We start from the raw sequence: 15768 nt of genomic DNA on the forward strand, positions 1-15768 counted from the left end.
GAGGCGACGGGGGCCCCGGGCCGGCCGGGGGCGCGCGCACCGTCGGGCGTGCCGCACCCGACCACGACCACCCGGCCGGGCGGCAGCGGCTTCGGCAGCTCCTTGGGCGGCGCGACGGGGGCGTCCATGTCCGGGATGCCGCCGACGGGGATTGCCCGGTCGCGGTAGGCCTTGGACCAGGCCACGACGTTGTCGACGTAGGAGTTCGACTGGTTGTAGGCGAACACCGCGACCCGTTGCCCGGATTCGGATTCGAGGCCGGAGGAGCTAGAGCACAGGTAGCGGGCGGCGCCGTAGGCGGCGTCGCGGACGTTGTTGACGTCGGCGCGGCCGTCGCCGTTGTTGTCGCCGCCGAACAGCGACCAGGTGGTGGTGAGGAACTGCATGGGTCCCATGGCGCGGGCGAATCCGGCGCCGTCGCGGATCACGGCGTTGCCGGCGAGCGAACCGTCGAGCACCGGGCCCTCGATGGGGGTCAGGGTGAGGCCGGAGGCGTCCACGTTGCCGCCGTCGGCGTGGCCGGATTCGATGCGGCCGATCGCGGCGACCAGGTTCCATTCGATCCCGCACGACGGGGCCTCGAGGGCCATCCGGTCGGCGGCGGCCTTGTAGGCGGCGTACGCGGCGCCGGGGATGCCGAGCGGCCCGGGCGCCACCTTGACCGCCTCGGGCCGCGGCGGGATGGGGACGTGACGCGCGCGGGGCGGGGGAGCGGCGTTCGACGGTGCCGGTGGCCGGATCCCGGCGACGCCCATGGGCGCCTGCGCCACGAGCTCGGGGCCGGAGGGCCGGGGAGCGGTGCCGGGGCCCGACGGTGCGCCGTCCGCCCCGGACACACCGAGCAGCAGCGCGGCAGCGCCGGTCGCGGCCGCGGTGGCGCCGAACAGTCGCACAGGTCCTCCCCGTTACTGACGAGTCAGTTTCCGTGGCGGACGTTACTGCGCAGGAGCCCCGGTGCGTGTGGGACTTCAGTGAATATCAAAGGTGTTATTCAGGATCGCTACGCGGATGCAAGGTCCGCGACCGCGTCGGCCAGCGTCCCCGGCGCCTCGTCGGCGGCGTGCACGCGCCACGGGGAGACCCACTCGGCGGCGGCCAGGCCCGCGTACACCGCGCCCGTCCGGGTCTGCAGGCCGGCGTCCCGCTCGTAGGCGTCGCGGGCCCGCGACGCGTCGCCCGCCTCCCTGGACCGCGCCCGCTCCGCGGCGAGCGCCACCGGCACGTCGAGGTACACCTGCAGGTCGGGGACCGGCAGCGCGAACCGGCCGAACTCCAGGTCGCGGACCCACGCGGCGGCGGCGCCGTCGGCCCCCTCGCCGAGCCGCGCCGCGCTGTACGCCGCCGAGGACGCGGCGTACCGGTCCAGCAGCACCACGTCGTGGGCGTCGAGCAGATCGCGGATCTCGCCGGCGGCGTCCCGTCGGTCCAGGGCGAACAGCAGCCCCATCCCGTACACGGAGGCCGTCGCGTCGCCGTGGCCGCCGCGCAGGGCCTCGGCCGCGAGGTCGGCGTGCACGGACCGGCCGTACCGCGGGAAGGCGAGCGCGGCCACCGTCAGGCCGCGGCCGGTGAGCCGTTCCGTGACCGCGCGGGTCAGGGTGTTCTTGCCGGCGCCGTCGAGCCCCTCGACCGCCACGAGTGTCGACATGACAGTCGATGATAGGTGTCGTACGGGCGGGAACCTCGTCCGCAGTGACAATATGGACGGCATGAAACCCCGCATCCTGGTGATCGACGACGATCCCGCGCTGGCAGAGATGCTCACCATCGTGCTGCGCAACGAGGGCTTCGACTCCATGGTCGTCGGCGACGGCACGCAGGCGCTGAGCGCCGCGCGCGAGTTCCGGCCCGATCTGGTGCTGCTCGACCTCATGCTGCCGGGCATGAACGGCATCGACGTGTGCCGCGTGCTGCGCGCGGATTCGTCGGTCCCCATCGTCATGCTCACGGCGAAGGCCGACACGGTGGACGTGGTGCTGGGGCTGGAGTCCGGCGCGGACGACTACGTGATCAAGCCGTTCAAGCCGAAGGAGCTGGTGGCCCGGGTGCGCGCCCGGCTGCGCCGCACCGCCGACGAGCCCGGCGAGCTGCTGTCCATCGGCAACGTGATCATCGACGTACCCGCGCACAAGGTCACCCGCGACGGGGAGCTCATCTCCCTCACGCCCACCGAGTTCGACCTGCTGGTCACCATGGCCCGCAAGCCGCGTCAGGTGTTCACCCGCGACGTGCTGCTCGAGCAGGTGTGGGGCTACCGGCATCCCGCGGACACGCGCCTCGTCAACGTCCACATCCAGCGTCTTCGAGCGAAGATCGAGAAGGATCCGGAGAACCCGGAGATCGTGCTCACGCTGAGAGGGGTCGGCTACAAGGCCGGTCCGGCGTGATCGATGACGCCCGCGTCGCGCTGCGGCGGCTCCGGCAGCGGGAACCCGCGGATCTGCTGCGGGACGGGGCCCGGCTGGTGGGCCTCGGCGCCACCTGGGTCGGGCAGCTGTGGCGGCGTTCGCTGCAGCTGCGGGTGGTCACGTCGACCCTGGCCCTGAGCCTGACGGTGCTGCTGCTCCTGGGGTTCGTGCTCACCTCGCAGATCGCGAACCAGCTGATCCAGGCCAAGCTGGCCGCGGGCGAGGAGGAGACGGCGCGGGTCAAGCAGAACGTCGAGATCGCGCTGAGCCGTGCGGAGCCCCGCAACGACGGGGTGGAGGCCACGCTGCGGAGCGTGAAGTCGAGCCTGGTCTCGCAGGGCCTCGACTCGGGCACCTCGACGGCCCGCTCGGGCAACTACGACCCGGTGCTCATCGTCCCGCACGGCGCGGGCCGCCCGCCCACGGTGATCGGCGCGGAGAGCGAGGTGCCGCAGTCGTTGCAGACGTTCGTGCGGAGCGGGCAGACGGCCTATCAGCACGCCTCGGTCACCGACAGCACCGGCCGGTACGGCAAGGTGCTCGTGATCGGCACGCCGGTGCAGTCCGCGGTGCAGGGCCTGGAGCTGTACCTGGTGTTCCCCCTGACCCAGGAGGAGGACACGCTGCGGCTGATGCAGCGGACCCTGCTCACCGGCGCCGCGGTGCTGCTGGTGCTGCTGGCCGCGGTGAGCATGCTGGTCGCGCGGCAGGTGGTGCTGCCGGTCCGGTCGGCGGCGCGGATCGCCGTGCGGTTCGCGGAGGGCCGGCTCAAGGAGCGCATGCCGGTGCGCGGCGAGGACGACATCGCGCGCCTGGCCATGAGCTTCAACGACATGGCCGAATCGCTGTCCAAGCAGATCAACCAGCTGGAGGAGTTCGGCAACCTGCAACGCCAGTTCACCTCGGACGTCTCGCACGAGCTGCGCACGCCGTTGACCACGGTGCGGATGGCGGCGGACATGATCGCCGACTCCGCCGACGAGCTGGACCCGGGGCTGCGCCGCACCACGGAGCTCATGGTCACCGAGCTGGACCGGTTCGAGACGCTGCTCGCGGAGCTGCTGGAGATCTCCCGGCACGACGCGGGCGTCGCCGAGCTGCACGCCGAGCAGATCGACGTCGCGGTGCCGATCGCGTCCGCCGTGTCGACGGTCCGGCACATCGCGGAGGAGACCGGGACCGAGCTCATCGTCGACCTGCCGGACGACCCGGTGGTCCTGGAGGCGGACACCCGCCGCGTCGAGCGGGTGCTGCGCAACCTGTTGGCCAACGCCATCGACCACAGCGAGGGCAAGCCGGTGATCCTCACCATGCGGGCCGACGACGACGCGGTCGCGGTGACGGTCCGCGACTACGGCGTGGGCCTGCGCCCGGGCGAGGAGAAGCTGGTGTTCAACCGGTTCTGGCGCTCGGACCCGTCGCGCGTGCGCCGTTCCGGTGGCACGGGCCTGGGCCTCGCGATCAGCATCGAGGACGCCCGGTTGCACAACGGCCGCCTCGAGGCGTGGGGCGACCCGGGCCACGGCTCCTGTTTCCGGCTCACCCTGCCCCGCAAGCGCGGGCACAAGGTTCTGGTCAGCCCGTTGCCGCTCAAGCCCACGTTCCGCGGCGCGGCCCGTGCGGCGGCCGCCCGGGAGGAAGGGGATTCCGATGCCGATGCGTGAACGGCGCATCTGCGCGCTGCTGGCCGCGTTCGTGGCGATGACCGTCGTGCTTGCGGGGTGCGCGACGATCCCCGATTCGACCAGCCCGAAGGTGGTACCGGACCTGGGTGGCGATCCGTCGCCCGCGCAGAACGTCGGGCCGCGACGGGACGCGGCGCCCGAGCTGATCGTCCGCGATTTCCTCAAGGCGAACGCGCTGGCCGACAACAACTACGCCGCGTCCCGCAAGTTCGTGCTGCAGGCAGGCGCGGCGGGCTGGCAGGTGCCCACGCCGGCCATCGTGGTCAAGAACATCGACGTGATCCCCACCGAGCGCACGGACGCGATGATGAAGCTGACCATCCGCGCGCAGGCCACGGGCTTCTTCGGCGCGGACGGCACCTTCGAGCCGACCGCGCAGTCGGTGACCCAGGCCGTGCAGCTGGTGATGGACAACGGCCAGTGGCGGGTGCAGGGGCTCAGCGCGGTGACCACGAAGGCGGGCGACGTCCAGCTGCGGATGATCGACGTGGACCAGTTCCGCGACGTGTACAAGCGCCACGTGCTGTACTTCCCGGACCCGACGGGCCGCACCCTCGTCCCGGACGCGCGCTGGCTCGCCAGCCCGCGCTCGAAGTTGGCCGCCGATCTGCTGATGCTGCTGGTCCGGGGTCCGCGGGAGACCCTCAAGGACGCCGTGTTCACGCCGTTCGGCAGCAACGCGGCGGTGCGCGGCTCGGTCACCGACGCGCAGGGCGAGCAGCGCGACCCGGGTGTCGGCTTCGCCGGCGTGCGGGTGGACTTCACCGGGGTGCCGCACGTCGACCCGGACGCGGCCAAGCTGCTCGCGGGCCAGGTGGTGTGGACGCTCGCGGGCGCCGACGTGCAGGGCCCGTACGTGATCACCGTCGACGGGACTCCGCTCGACGACAAGCACGCGTCGGGCTGGAACGCCAACGACGTCGCGTCGACCAGCCCGAACTCCTCGTCGGATCTCGCGGTGGGCCTGCACGGTGTGCTCGACGGCAGGTTCGTCAAGGTCGCCGGCCAGCAGGTGACGTCCGTCGCCGGTCCGCTGGGCGCCGCGACGACGGTCCGCTCGGTGGGCCTGTCGGCGTCGGGCAGGCAGGTCGCGGCGGTGCAGGACACGGGGGCCCGCGGCGGCCCCGGCACGTCGCTGTCGATCGGCCCGTACGGCGGGGTGCCCAACCAGGTGCTCTCGGCGGGAACCATGACGCGGCCGTCGTGGATGCCCGACGAGGCCACCGTCTGGACGGTGCTCGACGGTGCGCGCGTGGTCCGGCTGCGGCAGGACCAGTCGACGGGGGAGGTCAGCACCACGGACGTGGACACCGCGGAGGTCGGTGCCGTCGCCCCGGGGCCGATCACGGAGCTGCGGCTGTCCCGCGACGGCGTGCGGGTGGCGATGGTCGTGGGCGGCAAGGTCGTGGTGGGTGTCGTGGTGACGCTGCCGACGGGCCAGACCCGCGTCGTGCGGGTGCAGCCGGTGGTCACCGACCGCGAGCTGGTGGCGTCGTCGGTGGACTGGCAGACGGGCGACTCGTTCGTGGTGGGCCGCAATACCACCGATTCGCCGGTGCTCACGGTGCACTACGACTCGGGGGACGCGGCGCCGCTGCCCAGCCGCAACCTGTCGCCGCCGGTCACCAACATCGCGGCCTCGGCGAACACGATCTACGCCACGGACACGTCGGGGGTGTGGGACATCGGCGTCGGGCCCGAGGTGGGCACCCCGTACTGGAACCAGGTGGATCCGCTGGCCGGGGGCCGGGCGAATCCGGTGCTGCCGGGATAGGCGCTCGACGTTCCGGGTCCACAGCTGCGCGCCGGTGACCTCGGCAGTCGCTGCTCCGCGCGGTTTCGCCCACCCGGTCGTGGTCGGAGCGGAATACTCGATGCGTGGGGATCGCTCGGGGGACGATCAAGGGGATCATCGGTGGCGTCGACGACCTCGTCGATCTGGCGGTGCCGCGCACGTGCGGCGGCTGCGGCGCGCCGGGGGTGCGCTGGTGCGGGCGCTGCGAGGCGGCGTTGCACGACGTGCCGGCCCGGATCCGGACGACCGTGGAGACCGGGGTGCCCGTGTGGACGCTGGGCCGGTACGACGGTGCGCGGCGCCGCGCGGTGCTGCAGCTCAAGGAGCGGGGCAGGGGAGACCTGGCGGTCCCGCTGGGCCGGGCGGTGGCGCACGCCGTGCTGCACCTGCGGGCGTGGGGCGAGGTGGACGGTGCGGCCGTGACCCTGGTGCCGGCCCCCACGACGGCGTGGGCCGCGCGCCGTCGCGGTGGCGACGTGGTGACCGCCGTGTGCCGGTCCGCGGCGCGGACCGCGGCGCCGGTGTGCCCCGTGGCGGTGTCGCCGGTCCTGCGCTCGGTGCACGCCGCGGTGTCCGTGGGCCTGGGCGCGGGGGCGCGGGCCCGGAACGCGCGCGGGACGGTGCGGGTGCGGTCGCTGCCCGCGCCGGGGGCCGTCGTCCTGGTCGACGACGTGGTGACCACGGGCGCGACGCTCGCGGAGTCCGTGGCGGCCCTGGCCCGGCGGGGCGTGGCGGTCGCCGCTGCGCTGACGGTGGCCGCGGCGTGACGTCGCAGTGAACTCACAGGGACGAAATCCTGGCGGGCTCGTGCGGTCCGGGCTATGTTCGGTGGTACCTTTCCCGGCTCGCAGGATCGGAGGTGATGTCACACCCTCCTGGCGCCGCGCAGTCCGCCCGGCGTTCGAATCCAAGCCCTTGCTCGAAGCGCGTCTGACCACGTTCGGACTGGTGATCCGCGAACGAGTGCCTCGCGAGGGCCGCACGAAAGGTTTCACATGACCCTTCTGTCTCCGCGTGATACGAACCGCGCCAATGCGACCCCCACAGTCGAAGTCGACCCCTTCCGCGAACCCGGCCACCTGGCCGACGAGCGCGACAAGGAACTCCTCTCCCCCCACGCTCCGGTGGCCGTCGACGGCCGCAACGTGGAGGTGCCCGCGCACTTCCGCGCCTACCTGGAGGACAAGCTCGCCCGACTGGAGCGGTACCGCACCACCATCACGATGTTCGAGGTCAGCCTGTTCCACGAGCCGAACCGGCGGCAGTTGAAGAACTGCCAGCGGCTGGAGCTCACGGTCCGCGGCAAGGGCGGCGTCGCCCGGGCCGAGGCGTCCGCGGACAACTTCTACGCGGCCTTCGAGACGGCGCTGAGCCGCCTGCAGAGCCGCCTGCGCAAGGCCGCCGACAGGAAGAAGGTGCACTACGGCAACCACCGGCCGGTGTCGGTGGCGGAGGCGACGGCACCGTCGGCCCTGCCCGACGCGCCGGTCGAGTCCGGCGAGGACGCGGATCCGTACGCCGCGTACGTCGAGGATCACCAGCCCGGGCAGATCGTGCGCATCAAGGATCACCCGGGTGCGCCGATGACGGTCGACGACGCGCTGTACCAGATGGAGCTGGTGGGCCACGACTTCTTCCTGTTCTTCGACAAGGAGACCGAGAAGCCGTCCGTGGTGTACCGGCGGAAGGCGTTCGACTACGGCCTCCTCCGCCTGACCTGACGTTTCGCCTACGATGGATCCCGGTCGCCGTCACGGCGGCCGGGATCTGTTGTGTAGATCGTTCGCGTACAAGATTGAGGTTGCTCAGTGGTTCTTTCCAAGGTGCTGCGGTTCGGCGAGGGCCGGGTGGTCAAGCGGCTCGACGGCCTTGCCTCCTACGTGGAGGGCATGGAGGACGAGTACGGGGCCCTGACGGACGAGCAGCTCCGGGCGAAGACGGACGACTTCCGTGCGCGCCTGGAGAAGGGCGAGACCCTCGACGACATCCTCCCCGAGGCGTTCGCCGCGGCCCGTGAGGCGTCGTGGCGCGTGCTGGGCCAGAAGCCGTACCACGTGCAGATCATGGGCGCGGGCGCGCTGCACCACGGCGACATCGCGGAGATGAAGACCGGTGAGGGCAAGACCCTGACCTCGGTGATGGCCGCCTACCTCAACGCGCTGTCCGGCGACGGGGTGCACCTGGTCACGACGAACGACTACCTCGCCAAGCGCGACGCGGATTGGATGGGCCGCGTGCACCGCTTCCTGGGCCTCGAGGTGGACTGCATTCTGGCGGGCCAGGATCCGGACCGCCGGCGGGTGGCCTACGCGGCGGACATCACCTACGGCACGAACAACGAGTTCGGCTTCGACTACCTGCGTGACAACATGGCGCACAGCACCGAGGAGCTGGTGCAGCGCGGTCACAACTACGCCATCGTCGACGAGGTGGACTCGATCCTCATCGACGAGGCCCGTACGCCGCTCATCATCTCGGGCCCCGCGGACGCCTCCAGCAAGTGGTACACGGAGTTCGCGCGCATCGTTCCGCTGATGGAGAAGGACACCCACTACGAGGTGGACATCCGGAAGAAGACGATCGGCGTGAACGAGGAGGGCGTCGAGCTGGTCGAGGATCAGCTGGGCATCGAGAACCTCTACGACGCGCAGAACTCGCTGCTGGTGAGCTACCTCAACAACGCCATCAAGGCGAAGGAGCTCTACGAGCGCGACAAGGACTACATCGTGCGCTCGGGCGAGGTGCTCATCGTCGACGAGTTCACGGGCCGTGTGCTTCCCGGCCGCCGCTTCAACGAGGGCATGCACCAGGCGCTCGAGGCGAAGGAGGCCGTGGAGATCCAGGCGGAGAACCAGACCCTCGCCACGATCACCCTGCAGAACTACTTCCGTCTCTACGACAAGCTCGCGGGTATGACCGGTACGGCCGAGACCGAGGCCGCGGAGCTGCACCAGATCTACAAGCTGGGCGTGGTGCCGATCCCCACGAACAAGCCGATGATCCGCAAGGACCAGACGGACCTCATCTACAAGACCGAGGAGGCGAAGTTCGCGGCGATCGTCGACGACATCGCCGAGCGGCACGAGAAGGGCCAGCCGGTGCTCATCGGCACCACCTCGGTCGAGCGGTCCGAGTACCTGTCGCGGCAGCTCGAGAAGAAGAAGATCCCGCACACCGTGCTGAACGCCAAGTTCCACGAGCAGGAGGCGGCGATCATCGCGAAGGCCGGCACGCCCGGCGCCGTCACGGTGGCCACCAACATGGCCGGCCGCGGTACCGACGTGGTGCTCGGCGGCAACCCGGACATCCTCGCCGACCTGGAGCTGCGTGACCGCGGCCTGGATCCGGTGGAGACGGCGGAGGAGTACGAGGCTGCGTGGGACGAGACCATCGAGAAGGTCAAGACGGCGTCCAAGGCCGCGGGCGACAAGGTCCGCGACGCCGGCGGCCTGTACGTGCTCGGCACGGAGCGCCACGAGTCGCGCCGGATCGACAACCAGCTGCGCGGCCGCTCGGGTCGCCAGGGCGATCCGGGGGAGTCCCGGTTCTACCTCAGCCTCGGTGACGAGTTGATGCGGCGCTTCAACGGCGCCCAGATCGAGGCGTGGATGAACCGGGTGAGCCTGCCCGACGACGTGCCGATCGACAACAAGTTCGTCTCCCGCGCCATCCGCAGTGCGCAGACCCAGGTCGAGCAGCAGAACTTCGAGGTCCGCAAGAACGTCCTCAAGTACGACGACGTGCAGAACGAGCAGCGCAAGGTCATCTACGACGAGCGTCGTAAGATCCTGCGCGGCGAGGACCTGTTCGACCAGGTCAACCACATGACCGACGACGTGGTCTCCGCGTACGTGGACGGCGCCACCTCGACGGGCTACGTGGAGGACTGGGACCTCGAGGAGCTGTGGACCGCGCTCAAGACGCTGTACCCGATCCAGCTCGACTGGAAGAAGGTCGTCGGCGAGGACGAGAACGGCGACCGCGACGAGATCACCAGCGCCGAGCTCAAGGACGTCCTGCTCAAGGACATCCACGAGGCGTACGACAAGCACCAGGAGTCCGTGGAGGTCGCGGCCGGCGAGGGCACGATGCGTCAGGTCGAGCGCTCGGTGCTGCTGTCCGTGCTGGATCAGAAGTGGCGCGAGCACCTCTACGAGATGGACTACCTCAAGGAGGGCATCGGCCTGCGCCAGATCGCGCAGCGCGACCCGGTGGTCGAGTACCAGCGCGAGGGCTACGACATGTTCAACGGCATGCTCGAGGGCCTCAAGGAGGAGTCGGTCTCCACGCTGTTCAAGGTGCAGGTGCAGGAGCCCGAGGAGGGCGCCGCCGCCGAGGGCGGGGCGGCGCTGTCGAGCCCGCTGCCCGAGCCGACGCCGGAGCAGATGACGCTGTCGGGCCCGTCCGAGTCGGGCGCGGCCACGGAGATCGCGCAGACCGCCGACGAGCCGCAGGGCACCCGTGCCGAGCGCCGCGCCGCCAAGCGCGACGCGGACCGCAAGGCCAAGCACCGCCGCGGCTAGTCACGACGGAGTCTCGGGAAGGGCGGCTACTTGCCGCCCTTCTTGGCGTATTCGGGGACGCGTTCCTGGCCGGTGCGTTCGGCGATCACGTCCATGAGGCGATCGGTCGCGCGCCGGACGGAGGCCTCGTCGTCGAGGCTGGCGTCGGAGATGTCCAGCGGCGGCAGCACCTGCACCGTGACGCGGCTCTGGTGGAAGTTGGTCCGGTCGCGGTGGTCGGTGCCGGTGAGCGCGATGGGGATGATCGGGGTCCCGGTGGCCAGGGCCACCCGGACGGCACCGGTCTTGCCCTTGTAGATGCGGCCGTCGGGGGAGCGGGTGCCCTCCGGGTGGATGCCCCACGCGCCGCCCTCCTCGACGATCTTCGTGGCGGCCTCGAGCGCGGGCGCGGAGACGGATCCGCCGCGCCGGTCGACGGGGATCTGCCCCATCCCGGAGAAGAAGACCTTCTTGAACCGGCCCTTGAGCCCCGGTTCGGTGAAGTAGTCGGCCTTCGCCAGGAAGCTCACGGGCCGGCGAGCCGCCAGGACCACGTAGAACGAGTCCGAGATCGCGAGGTGGTTCGCCGCGAGGATCACGCCGCCGGTGCGGGGGATGTGGCCCCCTCCGGTGATGGCGGGGCGGCCCCAGGCCTGCAGGGCAGGGCCGATCAGCAGGTGCCGGGCCACCCGGTAGCGGAACGCGGCACGCAGGGAAGTCAGGGACATGCTGAATGTGTACCGCGCCCGGGGCCGCGCGTTCGCGGATTCGCGGAACCTCTCACCGGGGTTGCGCATACCGGTCGGACGCGCATCGTCAGGCGGCCGTCGTGAACGCGACCCACCGCCACCCTCCGGCGGTCGACTCCACCCGCCCGGCCGCGGCGAGCACCCGGTCGCCCCGGCTGTAGGTGAGGAAGATCTCGGCCGCGACCTGCGGATCGCCGCGCCGAGGGCGCTGCCGGGCGGGCAGGGCGCGGGGCGCCGCGACGTGCACCCGGCCCCACGTGGTCACGGTTGCGGGTGGGCCCGCGTCGGCCAGGGCGCGGAGCACGTCGACCACCGTGCTGGTGCAGATCGCGGTGAGGTGTTTGGCGGGCCGCCGCCGGTCCAGCACCTCGAACACGGGCCGCAGCGTGGACAGCACGAAGCGGTGCGCGTCGGGGTGGACCGCGGTGATCGGGCCGGGCAGGTCCCGCGGGTCCGACGGTGCGCCGTCGGGCGGCGGCGCGATCACGGGCACGGGCGGCGCCGACCACGCCTGCCGGTCCCGCGCGAGCGGCCGCGTCGCGGGTTCCGCGCACGGCGCCCTCAGGATGGTGAACCCGTTGTGCGCCTGCGGCGCGATGTTCGTTGCCCCCATACTCGTTAGACGCATCAGAGCGGCGTCAGGATCCGTCGGATCCGCGATCGCGCGGGATTCGGCCGGGGAGTGCATCCCGTATGCTGGCGCAGAAACGGATCGCGCGGGGGAGGTGCAGTGAAGGGCAGGCTCGGCCAATCCGACGCGGAGTTCTACGCGCTCGAGGACTCCACGACACCGACGCACGTGGGCACGCTCGCCGTGCTGCGGCGTCCCGCCGAGGGGCTCAGCCACGAGGAGCTGCTGGCCACCATCGAGGAGCGGCTGGCGGAGGTGCCGCGGTACCGGCAGAAGGTGCGGAGCGTGCCCCTGGGGATCGCGCGCCCGGTGTGGGTGGAGGACCGCGACTTCGACATCACCTATCACGTGCGGGTGTCCGCGGTGCCCCAGCCGGGCAGCGACGATCAGCTGCACGACCTGGTGGCGCGCCTGAACTCGCGTCCGCTCGACAAGGAGCGTCCGCTGTGGGAGGTCTACCTCATCGAGGGGCTGGCCGAGGACCGGATCGCGGTGTTCACCAAGACCCATCTCGCGCTGGTCGACGGCCGTGCCAACGTGGACCTGATGCAGCTGCTGCTCACGTCCGAGCCGCGGCGGCCGGAGCCGCCGGACGACCTGTGGATGGGGCAGCACGAGCCCAGCGACGGGGAGCTGGTGATGGGCGCGGTCATCGACATGCTGTCCCGGCCCAAGCGCACGGCGTCGATGATCCAGGGCATGGTCGGTGAGGTCGCCGAGTCGATCACGGGCCTGCAGGAGAACGCGGCCGACGTGATCGAGCGCGCGTCCAGCCTGGTGCGGGCCCGTACGGCGGTGGCCCCGGTGCGCTCGCTCAACGTGCCCATCTCGCGCAGCCGGCGGTTCGCGGTGGCGTCGATGGATCTCGCGGAGTTCCGGCGGCTGCGCGCGGCGTTCGGCTGCACGGTGAACGACCTGCTGCTGTCGGTGGTCGCGGGCGGCCTGCGCACCTGGCTGATCTCGCGCGGCGAGCCGATCAGCGCGGGCACCGAGGTACGGGTGTTGGAGCCGATCGCCGTGGACGACGTGGGCCTGGGCGTGGGGGAGCAGGTGCGCGCGTACGTCGTGCGGCTGCCGGTCGCCGAGGGCAACGCGGTGGTCCGGATGCGGCAGATCGCGCACGCCGCGGCCGCGCAGGTGGATCGCAACCGGCAGGTGGCGGCGCGAGCGCTGGCGACGAGCGGTGGGTTCACCCCGACCACGCTGCACGCGTTGGGCGCCCGGACGGCGATGAGCGTGTCGCCGCGCTCGTTCAACATCCTCGTCACCAACGCGCCGGGCCCGCAGGCGCCGGTGTATCTCGCGGGCGCCGAGGTGCTGCACGTGTACCCCGTGGCTCCGCTCATCGCGAACCAGGTGGTGTCCATCGGGATCACGTCGTACAACGGAAAGGTGTACATCGGTCTCAATGCGGACCGGGACGGGATGTGGGACGTGATCTCCATGACCGAGTTCTTGTACGAGGCGCTCGACGAGCTCGCGGCGTCCGCGAAAGGGGAGTAGATGACGGTCCGGGTGTTCGTGCCCTCCACGCTCGCCGGGTTGCAGGCCCTGCAGGCCGACGGTGTGCTGTTCCCGTTGGGCGGCACCGTCTTCGGGGTGACTCCCACCCTGCGGGAGGCGTACACCTCGGGTGACGACGAGGAGCTCGCCGAGGCCGCGATGCGGCACGCGGCCAGGGCCTCGCTGCGTCTGCTGTCCGTCGACGCGGACGACGAATCCGACGGTGCGCCCGATGTTTCCGGCACGGAGGGGCCGGATGCGGCTGGGGCCGAGCCCGATCCGATCCGCCGCGTGGTGATCACCGCCGACGTGGCCGCCGCGAAGGAGCGTCCCGACCTCGACGACGCGGTGCTCAAGGTGACCGAGCCGATCCGGCTGCAGGACGTGATCGCGGTGCACGTGGACGTCTCCGAGGCCGAGGACGCGGTGACCCGCGCCGCGCAACTGGTGGACGCGGCCGATCTGGGCGACGAGGACGCGGAGCTCGCGGTGGGCGATGCGGAGGACCACGATCTCGCCTGGTACGCCACCCAGGAGCTGCCGTTCCTGCTCGAGCTTCTCTGAGCGGGCGTTGGGCTCTCCTGCGGTGACCGCCTCCACACAGCCCAGGGTGTTCACCACCGTCGTGGTCACCGCCGTGGTGACGGGCCTGCTCGCGCTGTCGATCCTGTTCGCGGTCCTGTGGAACGGGAGCCGGACCGAGCTCGACGGGCTCGAGCGGGACGCGGCCGACAGGGCGCGGGCCGAGCAGGTGGCGGCCGATTACGCCGTGGCGGTGGCGACGATCGACTACCGCGACCCGGCGCCGTGGCGCGCTGCGATGGTCGCGGGCGTGACGCCCGAACTCAAGGCGAGGCTCGAGGCCGCGGTCGGCACCATGAACCAGGTCCTGCAGCCGATGCAGTGGGTTTCGACGGCCACCCTCGACGACGCGGTGACGACGTCCGTGGACGGGGACGTGTTCACCGTGAGCGTCTACCTGGGGGTGGAGAGGTCGACGGTGCGCGGCGCGGGCCGCGACCCCGGCGAGACGGTGTACACGATCACGCTCGACCGCAGCCGCGACTGGATCATCACCGGCGTGGGATCGCCGCTCACGTCGATGCTCTCGTCGGGGCCGCAGCAGCCGGCGCCGGCGACCGCACCGTCGGCCGTGCCGTCGCCCGCGCCGGGCGGCTGAGGGCCCGGACGGCGGGCGCCGAGGTGGGGCGAAGATCGTGGGACAAGTTCACTGGAATTGTCCCATCGGGTGGCGGCGATCTAGTCTCAGCTGCATGAGCAATTCATTCCGCGCCCTCCGTGATTGGCTCGAGGCCCCGGCCAAGAACGTGTCCGCCGAGCATCCGCGCACCAACCTGGTGCGTGGCGCCGTGGCGCGGCTGACCACCCCGCTGCTCCCCGACGACTACCTGCACCTGATCAATCCCCTGTGGTCGGCGCGCGAGCTGCGCGGCAAGATCGTCAAGGTGCAGCAGGAGACCGACGAGTCGGTCACCCTCACCATCGAGACCGGCTGGGGCTTCAACACCAAGTACGAGGCCGGCCAGTACGTGGGCATCGGCGTCCTGGTGGGCGGCAAGTGGACGTGGCGCTCGTACTCCCTGACGTCCGTGCCGGACATGGGGCACGGACGCGGCCCGCGCTTGGTGTCGATCACCGTCAAGGCGATGTCGGAGGGCTTCCTCTCGAACCATCTGGTCAGCGGCGTCTCCGAGGGCACGATCGTGCGCCTGCAGGCACCGTCGGGCGATTTCACGCTCCCGAACCCCCTACCTCCGAAGGTCCTGTTCCTCACCGCGGGCAGCGGTATCACGCCCGTCATGGCCATGCTGCGCACGCTGGAGCGGCGCGGCATCCCCGCGTCCACCGACGTCATCGCCGTGCACTCGGCTCCGAACGCCGAGTCCGCGCTGTTCCGCGACGAACTGGAGGCGTTCGACGCGAACCACCCGAACGTGCACGTGCAGCTGCGCTACACGCGCGACGTGGGTCGGCTGACCCCGGAGAACATCGGCGAGGCCGTCCCGGACTGGCAGGACCGGCAGACCTGGATCTGCGGGCCCGGCGTCTTCCTCAACGACATGGAGACCGCCTGGAAGGACCGCGGCATCGAGTCGCGCCTGCACCAGGAGCGGTTCACTGTGGAGCGCGCCGACGTCTCGGCGTCGGGCGGCGACGTCACCTTCCTCAAGGCCGGCAAGACCACCGAGGTCGACGGTGCCACCACCCTCCTGGAGGCCGGAGAGGCCGCGGGCGTGCAGATGCCGTTCGGTTGCCGGATGGGCATCTGCCAGACCTGTGTGGTGCAGCTGGCCGACGGCCAGGTGCGCGATCTTCGCAGCGGCGACCTGCACACCGAGGGGGAGCGCATCCAGACCTGCATCTCCGTCGCGGTGGGGGATTGCACACTCGACGTTTAGGTCATCTGACCTGGGGTTCGTCACATCCGTTGACAACCTACGAGGCCGTAACTTACGGTTGCGTAGGTTAGACGG

General features: G+C 71.2%; 14 protein-coding genes. 10 read left to right on the forward strand and 4 right to left on the reverse strand.

From position 1 onward, the window contains the following. Both BN39_RS11690 and BN39_RS11695 read right to left on the reverse strand, forming a co-directional pair. On the reverse strand, positions 1–893 hold an 893-nt coding region (locus BN39_RS11690; protein ID WP_019202590.1), incomplete at its 3' end, for a lytic transglycosylase domain-containing protein. A 107-nt stretch (positions 894–1000) separates the two neighbouring features. Continuing rightward, positions 1001–1648, reverse strand: coding sequence for a dTMP kinase (locus BN39_RS11695; protein WP_019202591.1), 648 nt, complete (start codon positions 1646–1648; stop codon positions 1001–1003). A gap of 52 nt (positions 1649–1700) precedes the next feature. Between BN39_RS11695 and mtrA the strand changes: the two genes are divergently transcribed. The 6 genes from mtrA to secA all read left to right on the forward strand — a co-directional run bounded on the left by mtrA (position 1701) and on the right by secA (position 10411). Next, a complete protein-coding gene (gene mtrA, locus BN39_RS11700; protein WP_192814848.1) occupies positions 1701–2387 on the forward strand; it encodes an MtrAB system response regulator MtrA in 687 nt (228 codons plus the stop codon). A 53-nt stretch (positions 2388–2440) separates the two neighbouring features. Further along, positions 2441–4072: an MtrAB system histidine kinase MtrB gene (mtrB, locus tag BN39_RS11705; RefSeq protein WP_237741688.1), complete on the forward strand. Its 1632-nt coding sequence runs from the start codon at positions 2441–2443 to the stop codon at positions 4070–4072. After that, on the forward strand, positions 4059–5867 hold the full coding sequence (gene lpqB / locus BN39_RS11710; RefSeq protein WP_019202594.1) for an MtrAB system accessory lipoprotein LpqB: 1809 nt from the start codon (positions 4059–4061) through the stop codon (positions 5865–5867). Before mtrB ends, lpqB begins: the two co-directional genes overlap by 14 nt. Positions 5868–5971: 104 nt before the next feature. Next, positions 5972–6655 (forward strand): ComF family protein, encoded by a 684-nt coding sequence (locus BN39_RS11715; RefSeq protein WP_019202595.1) that lies wholly within the window; start codon positions 5972–5974, stop codon positions 6653–6655. A gap of 228 nt (positions 6656–6883) precedes the next feature. Beyond that, on the forward strand, positions 6884–7609 hold the full coding sequence (hpf, locus tag BN39_RS11720) for a ribosome hibernation-promoting factor, HPF/YfiA family (protein WP_019202596.1): 726 nt from the start codon (positions 6884–6886) through the stop codon (positions 7607–7609). 87 nt (positions 7610–7696) lie between these two features. Continuing rightward, positions 7697–10411, forward strand: coding sequence for a preprotein translocase subunit SecA (gene secA / locus BN39_RS11725; protein ID WP_040766210.1), 2715 nt, complete (start codon positions 7697–7699; stop codon positions 10409–10411). A 26-nt stretch (positions 10412–10437) separates the two neighbouring features. Here the strand turns inward: secA and BN39_RS11730 are convergent, their stop codons facing one another. Continuing rightward, the gene (locus BN39_RS11730) at positions 10438–11118 is read right to left on the reverse strand and encodes a 1-acyl-sn-glycerol-3-phosphate acyltransferase (RefSeq protein ID WP_040767672.1); all 681 of its coding nucleotides are present in this window, start codon (positions 11116–11118) and stop codon (positions 10438–10440) included. An 88-nt stretch (positions 11119–11206) separates the two neighbouring features. Continuing rightward, entirely contained in the window at positions 11207–11752 is a 546-nt protein-coding gene (locus BN39_RS22260; protein ID WP_019202599.1) for an Rv3235 family protein, read from the reverse strand. Between the two features lie 117 nt (positions 11753–11869). On the opposite strand from BN39_RS22260, the gene BN39_RS11740 reads away from it, so the two are divergent. From BN39_RS11740 to BN39_RS11755, 4 genes are all read left to right on the forward strand, one after another. Further along, positions 11870–13273 (forward strand): wax ester/triacylglycerol synthase family O-acyltransferase, encoded by a 1404-nt coding sequence (locus BN39_RS11740; protein ID WP_019202600.1) that lies wholly within the window; start codon positions 11870–11872, stop codon positions 13271–13273. Next, positions 13274–13837 carry a hypothetical protein gene (locus BN39_RS11745; protein ID WP_019202601.1) on the forward strand — a complete coding sequence of 188 codons (564 nt, stop codon included), beginning with the start codon at positions 13274–13276 and terminating at the stop codon, positions 13835–13837. It begins immediately after the preceding gene. 22 nt (positions 13838–13859) lie between these two features. After that, the gene (locus BN39_RS11750; protein ID WP_019202602.1) at positions 13860–14453 is read left to right on the forward strand and encodes a hypothetical protein; all 594 of its coding nucleotides are present in this window, start codon (positions 13860–13862) and stop codon (positions 14451–14453) included. Between the two features lie 94 nt (positions 14454–14547). Further along, positions 14548–15693: a ferredoxin reductase gene (locus tag BN39_RS11755; protein WP_019202603.1), complete on the forward strand. Its 1146-nt coding sequence runs from the start codon at positions 14548–14550 to the stop codon at positions 15691–15693. The last annotated feature ends 75 nt before the right edge of the window (positions 15694–15768 follow it).

The sequence above is a fragment of the Tsukamurella sp. 1534 genome (assembly GCF_000312385.1).
In the GTDB taxonomy this organism is placed as follows: domain Bacteria; phylum Actinomycetota; class Actinomycetes; order Mycobacteriales; family Mycobacteriaceae; genus Tsukamurella.